This is a genomic window from Streptomyces sp. NPDC001709 (assembly GCF_053596375.1).
Genome location: NZ_JBSFGB010000012.1, coordinates 59,913 through 71,965, shown reverse-complemented (window position 1 = coordinate 71,965; position 12,053 = coordinate 59,913). Strand labels below are relative to the sequence as shown.

Annotated in this window: 16 protein-coding genes; all 16 read left to right on the top strand. The window is 69.5% G+C overall.

Annotated elements, in window-relative coordinates; all coding sequences use genetic code 11:
- Positions 1 to 30 precede the first annotated feature (30 nt).
- The 16 genes from ACWC0C_RS19300 to ACWC0C_RS19225 all read left to right on the top strand — a co-directional run bounded on the left by ACWC0C_RS19300 (position 31) and on the right by ACWC0C_RS19225 (position 11,882).
- On the top strand, positions 31 to 390 hold the full coding sequence (locus ACWC0C_RS19300; RefSeq protein WP_450864971.1) for a hypothetical protein: 360 nt from the start codon (positions 31 to 33) through the stop codon (positions 388 to 390).
- Complete coding sequence (locus ACWC0C_RS19295; RefSeq protein ID WP_450864970.1) at positions 383 to 1,123, top strand: hypothetical protein; 741 nt, start codon at positions 383 to 385, stop codon at positions 1,121 to 1,123. Before ACWC0C_RS19300 ends, ACWC0C_RS19295 begins: the two co-directional genes overlap by 8 nt.
- Before the next feature lie 360 nt (positions 1,124 to 1,483).
- Positions 1,484 to 2,092 carry a hypothetical protein gene (locus ACWC0C_RS19290; RefSeq protein ID WP_450864969.1) on the top strand — a complete coding sequence of 203 codons (609 nt, stop codon included), beginning with the start codon at positions 1,484 to 1,486 and terminating at the stop codon, positions 2,090 to 2,092.
- Positions 2,093 to 2,413: 321 nt separating this feature from the next.
- On the top strand, positions 2,414 to 2,878 hold the full coding sequence (locus ACWC0C_RS19285; protein ID WP_450864968.1) for a hypothetical protein: 465 nt from the start codon (positions 2,414 to 2,416) through the stop codon (positions 2,876 to 2,878).
- A 51-nt stretch (positions 2,879 to 2,929) separates the two neighbouring features.
- Positions 2,930 to 3,730 carry a hypothetical protein gene (locus ACWC0C_RS19280; RefSeq protein ID WP_450864967.1) on the top strand — a complete coding sequence of 267 codons (801 nt, stop codon included), beginning with the start codon at positions 2,930 to 2,932 and terminating at the stop codon, positions 3,728 to 3,730.
- Positions 3,731 to 3,749: 19 nt separating this feature from the next.
- Positions 3,750 to 4,046, top strand: coding sequence for a hypothetical protein (locus tag ACWC0C_RS19275; protein WP_450864966.1), 297 nt, complete (start codon positions 3,750 to 3,752; stop codon positions 4,044 to 4,046).
- 309 nt (positions 4,047 to 4,355) lie between these two features.
- Complete coding sequence (locus ACWC0C_RS19270) at positions 4,356 to 4,748, top strand: hypothetical protein (protein ID WP_450864965.1); 393 nt, start codon at positions 4,356 to 4,358, stop codon at positions 4,746 to 4,748.
- 240 nt (positions 4,749 to 4,988) lie between these two features.
- On the top strand, positions 4,989 to 5,603 hold the full coding sequence (locus ACWC0C_RS19265) for a GGDEF domain-containing protein (protein ID WP_450864964.1): 615 nt from the start codon (positions 4,989 to 4,991) through the stop codon (positions 5,601 to 5,603).
- Positions 5,604 to 5,914: 311 nt separating this feature from the next.
- The gene (locus ACWC0C_RS19260) at positions 5,915 to 6,256 is read left to right on the top strand and encodes a hypothetical protein (RefSeq protein WP_450864963.1); all 342 of its coding nucleotides are present in this window, start codon (positions 5,915 to 5,917) and stop codon (positions 6,254 to 6,256) included.
- Positions 6,257 to 6,283: 27 nt separating this feature from the next.
- Positions 6,284 to 6,505, top strand: a complete 222-nt coding sequence (locus tag ACWC0C_RS19255; RefSeq protein ID WP_450864962.1) for a hypothetical protein — start codon at positions 6,284 to 6,286, stop codon at positions 6,503 to 6,505.
- A 722-nt stretch (positions 6,506 to 7,227) separates the two neighbouring features.
- Positions 7,228 to 7,500, top strand: coding sequence for a hypothetical protein (locus tag ACWC0C_RS19250; RefSeq protein ID WP_450864961.1), 273 nt, complete (start codon positions 7,228 to 7,230; stop codon positions 7,498 to 7,500).
- A 181-nt stretch (positions 7,501 to 7,681) separates the two neighbouring features.
- The gene (locus ACWC0C_RS19245; RefSeq protein WP_450864960.1) at positions 7,682 to 8,113 is read left to right on the top strand and encodes a hypothetical protein; all 432 of its coding nucleotides are present in this window, start codon (positions 7,682 to 7,684) and stop codon (positions 8,111 to 8,113) included.
- A 45-nt stretch (positions 8,114 to 8,158) separates the two neighbouring features.
- Positions 8,159 to 9,259: a response regulator transcription factor gene (locus tag ACWC0C_RS19240; protein ID WP_450864959.1), complete on the top strand. Its 1,101-nt coding sequence runs from the start codon at positions 8,159 to 8,161 to the stop codon at positions 9,257 to 9,259.
- A gap of 103 nt (positions 9,260 to 9,362) precedes the next feature.
- A complete protein-coding gene (locus tag ACWC0C_RS19235) occupies positions 9,363 to 10,094 on the top strand; it encodes a hypothetical protein (protein WP_450864958.1) in 732 nt (243 codons plus the stop codon).
- Between the two features lie 155 nt (positions 10,095 to 10,249).
- Entirely contained in the window at positions 10,250 to 10,615 is a 366-nt protein-coding gene (locus ACWC0C_RS19230) for a hypothetical protein (protein ID WP_450864957.1), read from the top strand.
- A 706-nt stretch (positions 10,616 to 11,321) separates the two neighbouring features.
- Entirely contained in the window at positions 11,322 to 11,882 is a 561-nt protein-coding gene (locus ACWC0C_RS19225; RefSeq protein ID WP_450864956.1) for a hypothetical protein, read from the top strand.
- Positions 11,883 to 12,053: the final 171 nt, after the last annotated feature.

The following is a 12,053-nucleotide window of genomic DNA, read 5'->3' as shown; positions in this document are numbered from 1 at the left end:
CGCCGCCCCGGCTCTCCCCGAAAGGACCCGATGAGCACCACCGACCCCTTCCCCCTGCTGCGCGCGACGGCCGCCGTCCAGCGCCTGGACGACAAGCTGACCGTCTACCCCGGCGACCGGCAGCGCGAGCGCACGTACCTGGTACACCGCGCTGCCCTCGCCGACCGCGCCGTGCCCGCCCTCGCCGAGGTCGAGGACCCAGCGATCAGCGAGCAGGACGCTGAGGACACCGCCCGCCGTCTGCTGGAGCACGACCGCACCCACGGCACCGGCCGCGGTCCCGTGCCTGCCACCGACGCTCGATGGGACACCGACGCCCGCGGTTACGCCCGCCAGGAGCACGCCGCCGCCGTCCTCGACGAGCACGCCCAGGAGCAGGCTCGTGCCTGACCTGCAGTTGCACATGAGCCCCGAGGTCCGCGTCCTACTCGGACCCGAGGGCCTCGCCCGCGCGGCCGAGGTCTCCCTGGCCACCGGCCAGTGCATCGCCTGCCGTCAGCCGCTGGACGGCACCGTGAACATGGTGGTGCGCACGGGAGGCACCTACACCCACGTCGTCTACCTCCACGACCGGTGCGGCCCCTCCGAGGTCATCCAGATGGGCCCCGGCTTCGCCCCGGCCGCCGACGGCTACGACATGACGATGACCGCCGCCGTCCTCAACCACGGCGGCGCCGACCTGCCGGTCCTGATCGCCGAGACCGTCGGCAAGGCGTACGTCGTCAACGACAGCCCCACCGGAGAGCTGACCAACGTGGTCGCCAGCTACCTGCTGGGCTGCGGCTTCCAACTCGTCACCCGGCTGCGCCAAGCCCCGCCGCAGGTCGCCGAGTGGGTCGGCGTGCTGCTCCTCGGGCACGGCCCGGCCGGCGAGGACGGGCTACTGGTCCTCGACCCCCAAGGTGGGCAGTTCTACACCGGGGCCGTGGACCTGCCGGACGACTGGCTCACCCAGGCCGCCCGCTACGGCTGGGCCGTACTCTACGTTGGCAACGTCGGACTGCCCGACCCCCGGACCCGCGCCGACAAGGCCACCACCAGGGCACTGCGCACCGCCGCCCAGGCCGGACATCTGGTCGGCGCCCGCATCGCCATAGGTACGCCAGTCCCTGCCCAGGCGTAGCCCTCCCTCGCCCCATCGCCAGCGCGCCGAGACCAGGTCCCGGCGCGTTGTGCTGCTGGACACCGGGGTTTGGGACTCTGGAGATCCCTCCACGCGCGCGTAGAAGCCCCGCGCTGCCCGGTCGCCTCGCGGAAAGCTCCTTCTCACTGAAGGCTGGCCCCGCCCCGCCGTCCCGCCAGGCGGGCCTCTCTCGCATGTGCTGCCCGCCCCGTGGGACGCACCCGCTGACCTCTCTGCAAGCAGGGTGGCCACCACTCGAGAGGCCTCTAGCCTCGCCAGCACCGCGCTCCCGACCCCCCATGGAAACGGGGCCCCGTTCCACCCGAACCATGCAATAAGCCGACTTGGAGTGAATCTCGCATGTCCCGCAACACCCGCATACCGCACACGATCGCCCTGTTGACCACGACCGTGGCGCTGAGCGCACTGGTCGGCTGCGGAAGCTGGGGCTCGAAGACGGTCGTGGTCGACCACGGCACCGTGACCGAGAAGAGCGGTGCCGCACCCCAGTGGGTGGCCGCCACCCCCGACAGGTACGGCACGGTCTGCCGCCACATGCCGGTCCAGAAGGTGGCAATGAGTACCCAGTTGGGCGCCAGCGTGCCGCTGAAGCCGGTCCCCAAACCGGCCGCGCCGAAGAAGCCGGCCGCCCCTCAGGACACGGGCCCCGGCGGGGTCGCGTCCAAGCAGCCCAAGCGCCCCAGCCTGACCAAGCCGACCCCTCCGTCCAAGGCGCCCAACACCGGCACGCCCGGCAAACCACAAGGCTCCACCAAGGAAGTCTGCGGCCGCGGAGTGATCCGCAAGGGCACCGCAGGGCACTGGAGGGAGAGCCAGCGGGTCCTCAGGCTCAAGGACAAGAAGGGCCACACGACCCGGTGGCGGGTGTCCGAGACCCTGTGGCAGCAGGCCGAACTGAAAAAGTATTTCGACCTGCGCAAGGCCGGGGCCGGGTATCACCGGATCTGACCAGGCAGCCGACACCAGGGGCTGGACCGAGACGGCGGGTGATGCGCACCACCCTCGGTCCGGCCCCTGTGCGTTGCCCCATGGCCTGGCGGCAGCCGCTACCCCCGCAGCCTCAACGCGACCGGCTCCAGGAGCACAACCTCCGAGGCACCAGGCCTCCGCATCAAAGGCTCGTGGTCCTCGCCGGCCGCTTCACCGCGCCGTCGGGCGCATGACGCGCCCACCGGGGCGCGCTCCCAAGCTCGACTGGTGTCGAGCCACATGAGCGGCACCAGTCGCGCGATCGTCTCCCGTCCCTACAGACTGAACAGGACAGCTTCTGTGACCGTCACCGACTTCGGCCCCGAACTGGCCTCCGACAGCGCTGACGCCAAGTGCGCCCGCTGCGGTTGCACCGACAACTCGCCCTGTCCCGGCGGCTGCGTCTGGGTCGCCAACAGCTTCATGGACGACCTGTGCAGCGCCTGCGCCGCCAAGCCGGAGACCGCGGAACTGCGCCGCTTGGTCCTGGAGCTGGGAAGCTCCGCCTTGCACCGCAAGACCGAGGTGATCGCCGCCCGCAGCAGTGAGCCCAAGGCCGCCGAGGACCTGCTCGCCTACTCCTCCACGACATTCCTCAGCTGCGCTGTGCTGCGTCTGCTGGAACTGGCCCTGCGCCTCGACCCCGGTGGCGCCGAAACCGTCGCTGCCGAGCTCCACGAGCTACGTGACGACGCCCCCGACGAGCTCGACTCCTTCCTGAAGGGCCACGCCGACGCCATGGGCATCAAGCCGAGCGCTCACTAGACCGCCCCGCGCCAGACCAGCCTGCCCCTCCTCACAAGAAGGCTTGCTCCCATGAACACGACCGATCGCGCCCGCAGCAGCTTCAATGAGCTGCGCGCTCTGGGCGCCTCCACCGCCGGTGGCATCCTCGATGGAATCCCCGTCGTCAGTGCCGTACTCGGCGGGGCCGCCGCTTTCCGCGTCATCCACGACCGCTCAGGCCGCTCCGCCCTCGCGCTCGCGGCCGGTCTGGGCGTGGCCATCACCAGCTATGGGGTGGTCGAGAACCTTGTCGACGCCCGCAGGAACGAGCTCTACCGGGCCAGTCACACCAGGCCCGACCCGACTGCGGCACTTCCCAGCACCGACGCACAGATGCTGGGCCGCCTGCAGTCGGCCGCCGTGCATGCGGCCCGCCGGGACGCAGCTACCCACGCCACGAGCCTCGACTCCGGCAAGAAGTTGCTCACCAACGAGCAGCTGTGGCGGGGGCATCCCGACGGGACCGCCACCGCCGAACTGCCCGGCGGCACGACTCTCACCTACCGCCCGGTGCTGGTCTCCGAGCATAACTACGTACGCCACACCTACCTGTTGACCTGCCCGGGCGCGGACGAGCCGATGGAGGTGCACACCATGGCCGGACTCGTGTACCTGATCGAGCAGGCCCACGCAGGCGCAGCCGACGCGGACACCACCCCGGAGCCCGCCACCCTCGACGCGCAGGACAAGACCCGCGAAGGCGTCGGAGTCTATTCCCCGCCGGGCGAGACCGCAGTGCTGGCTGACACCGTCGCTGCACACGAGGAGGCCGCAGCGGCGAGTGAGCCGACCGAGGAACCGCTCCCCGCACCCCAGAGCACCGCCGCCTAAGCCCCCAAGGAGAGAAGCCATGTCCAGCCCCCGCGTCACCCCGGCCGCCGCCCTGGAACAGGAAGTCGCCCCAGCACGCCAACTGGCTGCGCGCCGCGGCGCAGGCCCGATCGGTGGCCAGCCGACCACCATCGTCTACGACGAGGCCGCTGCCGTCTTCGCCGATGCCTCGCAGCCCCTCGATGACCTCATCGCCGACCTCATCCGCCAGGGCCGCACCCCCGGCGTCCACGTTCCGACGTCGCCCCGACTTCAGCACCGCCAATACCCCACCCTCAGCGCACTCACCGCCGCCATTGACAGGGGCGAGGCGTAGCAGCGGCCCTCTGGCGCGGCTGAGGCCGGTCCCCGCCCGGGGCCGGCCTCAGCCATATCTGCCCCACTGCCGGGAAGTCCCAGCGCTCCCCCCACGTTTCGTCCATCCATCCCTGGCCCGGGAGGCTTCGTGATCGCCAAACTTCGCGCCCGTCTACGCTCCCGGAGGAACATCGCTGCCAAAGCGGGCGTCACCGACCAGAACGCACCGCGCACGCAACCAGCCCCGGCCTCATCCGAAGATGACCGGGGCGCTCCTCCCTCCCGGCACAAGGACGGCACCGCTGCAGAAGCCACCACCCGCGCCCCGATGTCCTCCGCCTCGACTGCCGAGGACATCGAGATCGCAACCTTCGGCGCCTTGCGCGCCGCGCACCTGATCGCGCTGCAGCAGACCGCAGAACGAATCAGCACAATCCTGGGCGAGGAACTAGCCATCGGCTGCCAGGACGCCCAGGACCTGATCGGCCGGGGACATCACGCCTACTCTCGCGCACTGTCCGCGAACCTCCCGGCCGTCAACGAGCCGGACCGGCATCTGCATGTGCTCCGCGCGGCCAGCCTCATAAGCCAGAACCTCGTGGACGCCGAGGTACTGCGACTCCTCGACCAGGAGTTCCAGCATCTACCCGGCTGGGACGCTGCCGCAGTTCTCACCGCCGGCCACGCCCTCCACCAATCCCTGATCCAGGCCGGCGACTGACCGCTGCAAAGAGAGAAAGACCGTTCCCGGCACTCATCCGAAACCCCCCTCCGCCCCCACACCAGCCGAACACAGCCCCGCTTCGGGCGCGTTCCGGCACGCACGTCTCCGCTCGATGCCCGCCGCACCGCCTGCAAAGCGAGTGACGACTCTGCTGCGCGTGCTTACCGCTCCGCCGCCCCGCTTACGCCCTGACGACCGCCTACCACCGCGACCGAGACCGAAAGGCAGCTCCTCGCCATGCTCACCGGCTCGTCCCTCCTACCGCTCCTGCCCCTGATTCTGGGCATAGCGGCCGCTTGGGCGCTGCACGCCCGGCACCTGCACCGCGAGATCGACAAGGCGCACCTCGACGACCTCACCGGCCTGCCCCAGCGGCACGGCTTTGACCGGACCGCCCCGGGATACCTGGCCCGGTACAGCAACGCGGTGTTCCTCTTCGTCGACCTCGACCGTCTCAAGAAGATCAACGACACCCTCGGCCACCCCGCAGGCGATCGCGCAATCCTCGAAGCTGCCCAGCGGCTGCGCAGCTGGGCAGGGCCGAGCGGATATGTCGCCCGGCTCGGCGGTGATGAGTTCGCCGTGGCCACCGTCCTCCCCGCCCCCGAGCGCACGGCCCGCCTTGAGGAACTGTCCGCTCTGCTGGCCCGTCCCTTCACCTTCCGTGGCGCGTCCATCGACCTGATGGGCGCCACCATCGGCGCCGCCATCCCCGATCTCGTCGCCGCCAAGGACTTCAGCACGCTCATGGTCGCCGCCGACGCGGCGATGTACCGAGGCAAGCGGGTATGCCCCATCGTGTTCGCCGAGCCTGCGGACACTGCCGGCCGATGCACGGCGGTTCTGCAGTGACTACCGCCCACAGTCACCGACCCCGGCGCGCACCGCACTTGATGCACTGCGCACCCTGCCGCCACGCCTGGCGAGGCGCCGAGGCCGATTGCCTCCGTTGCGGGCGTCTGCCGACCAGTGACAGTGGCACCGCACCGCGCCCCGCCAGCCCGTGCGCCTTCTGATCCTTCGCTGAGCACGAGACCGAGTCCTCCGAGTGGGGTCCGTCCGCCTTCACTTGCGGCTGGGCCCCCGGCCGAGTCTCCTCGCTCTGCCTGCTGCCGCCCTTTCACCGAGCCAACCGCCCGACGGAATACCACTGGAGCAGCCGCATGGACACCCACGACGCACCCGCTCTCGGTCGCGCTTCCGACAGCCGCCACCAGCTCGCTCGCCCGACGATGCCCGGGCTTTCCCGTGACGAGCACGAGCGGCTGCTCAAGGACTCCGTCCCGCGCGGCTTGAGCCATATAGGCACCCGGGACACCGCCGACCTCGCTCAGCGCATGCAGGACCTGCGCTGTGAACAGAATCGTCCAAGCCCCGAGTTCCGCAGCAGGCCCCGCACGGACTCACCCGGGGTCATCCAGGAGCGCATCACCGCGGCTCTCGATGAGATCTACCGGCGCCCGCAAGTCCGGTCCCGTAGTCAGCGGCCAGGCGTCAAAGACTGAGGCCGCCGTACTCAGAAGGAAGCCAGCGTGCCGATGTGGGTCGCCCTGTTCTACACCGACACCCCTCAGCCCCGGGCGCTCGCCTACCGCGTGCGCACCGCGAACAAGAGTGAAGCCACCCGCAAGGCCCTTACGCTCGCCCAGTCGCGCCACAGTCGCTGGCTGCGATGCGGCATCCCGGTCCAGCTCGCCCCGCAGGTTCAGCGGCTGCACCGCTTCCGCGTGGGCATCCCGCTCTTCCCGCGGTGACGTGCGTGGCCAGCTCCGCTCTGGAGCCGCACCTCACCTGTCGGCTCTCCGACCCCTCCGCCGCAAGTCACCCCGAGTTTCAGCGGGTCAGTGAGGGATTCACCGCCATCCGCAAGGTCGACGCCGGACGGCGTAGGCCTGACTCTGTCCTGAACGGGGACCCAGTGCTGTTATCGAAGACTAGGAAGGCGATCGCCTCCGTGGCGGGCGCCGCAGTGTTCTACGCCGACGTGGGGGCCGCAGGTCCGCTGGGGCTGCTGTACGGCATCGTCAGTGCGAGGCCGCTGGGGCTGCAGTGGGCCTTGGCAGTGATGTCGGCAGCCGTGGTCGGGGGCGGAGTATGGTGCGTCTTGCGAGCCGTGCCGCGTTCCCGGCCGCTGAAAATACGCCTGGAACGGTGGGCGATCCGGGTCGATGACTGGATCACGCGGCCTATCGCGGGCCGCCCGGTGGTGCCCGCGCCCGTCACTCGCCCTGTGCTCCTGCCGAAGCCGCCGACTGCGACTGTCGCATCACGTCCGGTAGTGGCGTCACGGTCGACGCCGCCTCGGGCGCTCGAGCCGTGTGAACTGGCTCGGTGGGAGTGCTGGCGCTGCGGCGGGGATGCTGTAAAGGGCACCCACGCGTGGGACGACCGCGGCCCGGGACAGCTGTTGAGCAATCACGCGCTCGAGTGCGCCGCTGGGCATCGCTGGACGAATAGCACGGACGGTGGGTGAGCCATGATGCGGCTGTTGCCAACCTGGATCACTGACGTGGTCGTGGACTTCATAGGGCATTGGCGGATCAGCCGGGCCATCGATCGTGCGTTCGCGGCCGAGGACCCGCAGGCGCTCACGGTCTTCAGGACCGGTGCATTCGCCGCAACCTTCACGCGCCAAGGCCGCAAGGCCCGCGGTGAGGAACTTGCGAAGTACGCCCGGTTGGTGATGGCCACCGACCTGTCCTGCTATCGGTATCACCGCACGTTCGCCGGCATCGAATCGCAGGACTGAATCCGAGACCACCATTCACCGGCAGCACCCGGTGAAAACGACTGTGCCTGGGGGCCCGAATGGGAGCCCCAGCCGGAAGAGGAACCACATGCTCACGAACCCGGGAACTCGCTGTCCGGAGTGCGGATCCTCCGGCTGTCACACCCTGTTGGCACCGCCACGACAGGTCACTCTGGCAGGGATGATGGCCAACGATCCAGTACTCGACGGGATGGTCACGGCATTCCTGCTTGCCCTCGGCCCTTTCACCGCCGACCAGAAGAGGCTGCCCGAAATCAGGCTGCGTTGCCACAGCACGCGAGCAGGCATCGACCGAGGCCTGCTCACCCCGCACAAGCCGCTGTACGTCACGGGCACCTTGGCCCCGGACGCCGGCGAACTCCTGGTGGACAGCATCGCCACCCGTCCCACACCGCCCCACACCTACCAGGCGGGCGCGATCGAGACCACCGGCCCGCTCGTGATCGTGCACGGCCGCGCGACCAGCCAGACAGGACACGCGTACGTTCATCACACGATCCTTGCCACCTCAGGGATCCTTCTCGCTACCGCCACCAGCACGCTCCTGCCGACCGTGCTCGACCTCCTCACCCCTCACGGCCCAGAGCACTGACCACAGCAGACCGCCGTCTCCCTTGTTTCCGGAAGGAGTTCAGCCGTGCTGCCCCGCGCCCAGATCACCGTTCTCCCCGCCCACCCTCATGCCCGGCGCGATCCCTCCATGCCCGCCCACGCTGCCTTCTACGGCCCCTTCGCCGCTGGCGTCCCCTCCCGCCCGGCAGCCGGCCACCGCAGCCCGTCCCAGACCGTCAACGCGCGCATCACCCTTCATGAGGTGCAGTGCATGGCCGGGGCCGCCCGCGGACTCACTGACGAGCAGATCGCCGCCAACCTCCTGTGTGATCTCCCCACCGTCGAGACTGCCATGGTTCGGCTGGGTAACCTGGTCGACGCTGAGGGCCGGGCCGCCCGCGCGGCAATCGTCGACTACGGCTACCGCACCGGGCTCCTTTCCGGCCTGGCCCCCGAGCCCAGGGAGAGACAGGGCGCCTGGCTCACCCCGCGCAGGCTCGCAATCCTGGACCTCATCGCCCAAGGCCAGCCCGACCGGAAGATCGCCACGGCCGTCGGCTGTGCGCCCAAAGCCGTCACCACCGCAGTGCACCACATCCTGCGCAACCTACGAGCCGAGGACCGCGCACACGCTGTGGCCCTGGCCCACCAGCAAGGCCTGCTCACCCAGCCTCTGATGCCGCTCCCAAACCACCGGCCGATGCGGGCCTTCTCCACCCTGGAAGCTCAACTCGTCGAAGCGCTAGCAGCAGGACAGACCAAACTGCAGATCCGCACCAGCCGGGGGCTTTCCGCGAAGACCGTCACCCGCCTCCTGACCGGCGCCGCCGACGCGGCGGGCGTCCGGCCCCGCCGCGGCTACGCCGCCCTCGTCGACTCCGCATATCGCGGCCGGTTGCTCGCCGCGCGGCCCGCCGACCACGCCAGCGCCCCATGCCTGCCGGAGCGGCACCACCAGGTCCTCATCGGCATCGCCCATGGGTGGAGCGACGAGGAGATTGCCCACAGGCTGGGCTTGTCGACCGCCACCGTGAAGACCGCAGCCCGGCTCCTGTACGGCACGCTCGACGTCGCCACCCGCGCCCAAGCTGTCGCCCGTGGCTGGGACCTCCGCCTGCTGGGGGCCCCACTTCCGGCCGCCCGCGCAACTGCCCGGCCGGGAGCACTGTCCCGCGCGGCTGCGTGAAACCACGCCCTTCCACCCTTGTCGCCCCCGAACACTGGCTGCCAGTCGCCCAGCGGCTCGTCCGTCGCACGAAAGGAGCGGGCCACGCGGCCCCGCACAGCCCATGAACCGCGAAGTCTTGTCCCTGCAACTCGAGGACCACCTTTTCTCTGGGCGCGCCGCAGCGCCGACCAGCTTCTACCTCACCCAGGTGGCGCCGCCCGGCGGCCAAGGCCCCGCCGTGGATGCCGTCTACTTCACTGCCTCGCCCCGCAGCGACGCAGCCGCCACGATCGACATCTACCTACTTGTTGCGGACCGGGCTGACTGGCTGGCTCTTCAGCGCACACCCACCCCCGAGGACTGGGCGTCGTACGCCACCCGCTGCTGGATCGTCACCGCCAGCCCGGACATCGTCGCGGTGGATGATCTCCCCAGCGGATGGGGTCTCCTGGTGGCCGAACCCCCAGGCACCAAGGACCTCTTCACCGTGACGAAGCGTCCCCACACCCGGCGCGCGGTCATCGACGCTCCATTGCTGCTGACGCTACTCACCAACCAGCGCGACAGCTACGTCCAGCGGATCGCGGGTATCCGCAGCCAGTACAAACGCCACGCCGGGGGGTCTACGCCCGGCCCCTGCAACAGGCCGGCCACCAGCTCCACGGGATCAGCCCCGCAGGACACCAAGGGCGAGCCATTGAATGCGGTCTCGGGCCGCAATAGTTTGCCCACCCAGCCAGAAGGCGGACACCTGCCGACCGGACTCCAGCCCCCCGGGCACGGGCAACCGCCTCCGCAGATTCCCCAAGACATGACCAGCGGGCCGCAAACCGCCCAGGTCCTTCCTGCCTGACCACACCTCGACGAACAGGAGAGCCGATGCAGGCCGCTGCCGCCCCCTGGGGAGCTTCTCTCTTGACTAGGCTTCAGGTGCTGAGCGCCCCTCCTCCCCGACCACGAAACGGATCTGGCCCGTCCCCCGCCGCCCAAGCGCACGCATACATCCAGGTGCACCACCCGGCCACGCTCGGGCGGCTCGTGACTGCGCAGGACTGGTTCGTGGTGATGCCGTCCGCGCCCGCGAGCGAGCCGCCGTTCGGCGAAGCCCTGCATGAGCCGCCCGGGGCCGGAAGCAAAGCTGTCCTCACTCTCGGCGTTCATACCTGGCTCCACTTCAGCGGTGGGGCTCAAGCGCCACAGGCGGTCGAGCTCCACCTCATCAGCCTGTGCGAGTGCGGACGGTTCCAGCAGCACCTGATCCCCAACGACTCGGTCCTCACCCACCTCCTGAACACGGTCGATCACGAGCAGGGCCTTCCCTGCCTGCCCACGGCGTGTCCGCGCGCTGCAACCGAGTACCTGCTGAATCCGTGAGCTCTACACGCTCGCCTGACCCGCCAAAGGCCATGACCTACTACTTTGACGACCCCCTGGTCGATGTAACCGCCCACCAGCTGCAGATCACGCCCGCTGGGCAGTCCAGCAGCCTGCTTGGCTTCCCTACACAGTTAGTGACGGCCACGTGCTCCTGCGGGCGCTGGCACAACAACAAACGCTGGCAGCGCAGCGCCCACCTCGAGCTGTTTGACCAGCACATGCACGAGGTCCAAGAGCACGCCCACGCCACTGCTCGGCGCGCCGAGCGGCTGACCCCCACCCAACTCCGCCTCCTGCTCCTGGTCCAGGAGGGGGGTGTCACAGCGACAACAAGCGGTCATAGCGTCAGCAGCTTCGCTGAGCCGGCATCGGGAACGGGCTGTGCGATGGCAGCACTGGAGCGCTTGGCCACCGACGGATGGATTGTCCTGCCCAGAGGCAAAGACGCTGCACTGTCCCTGGAGGGACATACTGCCCTCCTCAGCCGAAGGCGCCGATCGTAGAGACCACCCCTCGGGCAAGCCGGCCCCGCTTGGACACATCGGGAGGCTTCTCCCTGCCCCGGGGCAGCCACTGCAGCACGAAGGACCCTCTACGTCTCACCGAGTCGGCACCTTCTCCGCAACGGCTTTGCTCTCGCCGCCGGAGCCCGGCTGACGAAGCCACCACTCCAAACCAACCGCGACGCTCGAGGAGGGACCTGATGTACCAGAAGCTCACTGCGGACACCGTCGGTGCCGCACGCGGGATCATCCGCCAGGCGGTCAGCGAGATCGACGGCGCACTCCACGAACGGCACCTCGTCAACGCCCGCGACGACGAGGCTCTCCGCCGCCCGCTGCGCATGTTGATCTATTTCGTCTTTAGCGACTTGGAGAGGGAAGGGCCCGTCTCGGCCCGCGAGGCCACGGAAGGCTACACCAGATTCCAGGCAAACACCGTCCTGGAGGCCCAGGACATCCTGACCAAGGCCCGAGACAAGATCGAGGTGGAAGCCGTCCTGCGGCCCGTCCACCGTCGGCACCGCAAGAATGAGGACGGCCGGCCGCTGCGCATGACCGCCTTCTACAACCTGCCCGACTTGGACCGTACCGACCCACTCGACGTCGACGAGTGTTTGTGGCTGCCCTACGACGGCATCCCGCCCGGGCTGCAGCTGCGCAACCTCCACCCTGAGTGCAGAGTGCGCGACTGGCGCCCGCCCCCAGGGGCAGCGGCCCCGTCTCTGCGCAGAGCCATGCAGCGGCTGCTCCGCCTGCGCTGAGCCTCACCGCCTTACCGGCCCCGCCACCACTTCTTGGTGAGCGGGGCCTCGGTCGTTGAGCAACTCTTCAGACCACACCCGCTCGAGGGGCCCCACCGTCCCGCCGCAAATCCGAAACTACCTGATCCCTCCATGGCCCCTGCCCAACGAAGGCCTTCTTCGGCAGTAAGG

Coding starts and splice junctions, on each gene's coding strand:
- ACWC0C_RS19250 (WP_450864961.1), top strand. CDS start 7,228: ATGATGCGGCTGTTGCCAACCTGGATCACTGACGTGGTCGTGGACTTC.
- ACWC0C_RS19270 (WP_450864965.1), top strand. CDS start 4,356: ATGTCCTCCGCCTCGACTGCCGAGGACATCGAGATCGCAACCTTCGGC.
- ACWC0C_RS19275 (WP_450864966.1), top strand. CDS start 3,750: ATGTCCAGCCCCCGCGTCACCCCGGCCGCCGCCCTGGAACAGGAAGTC.
- ACWC0C_RS19290 (WP_450864969.1), top strand. CDS start 1,484: ATGTCCCGCAACACCCGCATACCGCACACGATCGCCCTGTTGACCACG.
- ACWC0C_RS19280 (WP_450864967.1), top strand. CDS start 2,930: ATGAACACGACCGATCGCGCCCGCAGCAGCTTCAATGAGCTGCGCGCT.
- ACWC0C_RS19245 (WP_450864960.1), top strand. CDS start 7,682: ATGATGGCCAACGATCCAGTACTCGACGGGATGGTCACGGCATTCCTG.
- ACWC0C_RS19260 (WP_450864963.1), top strand. CDS start 5,915: ATGGACACCCACGACGCACCCGCTCTCGGTCGCGCTTCCGACAGCCGC.
- ACWC0C_RS19235 (WP_450864958.1), top strand. CDS start 9,363: ATGAACCGCGAAGTCTTGTCCCTGCAACTCGAGGACCACCTTTTCTCT.
- ACWC0C_RS19265 (WP_450864964.1), top strand. CDS start 4,989: ATGCTCACCGGCTCGTCCCTCCTACCGCTCCTGCCCCTGATTCTGGGC.
- ACWC0C_RS19300 (WP_450864971.1), top strand. CDS start 31: ATGAGCACCACCGACCCCTTCCCCCTGCTGCGCGCGACGGCCGCCGTC.
- ACWC0C_RS19225 (WP_450864956.1), top strand. CDS start 11,322: ATGTACCAGAAGCTCACTGCGGACACCGTCGGTGCCGCACGCGGGATC.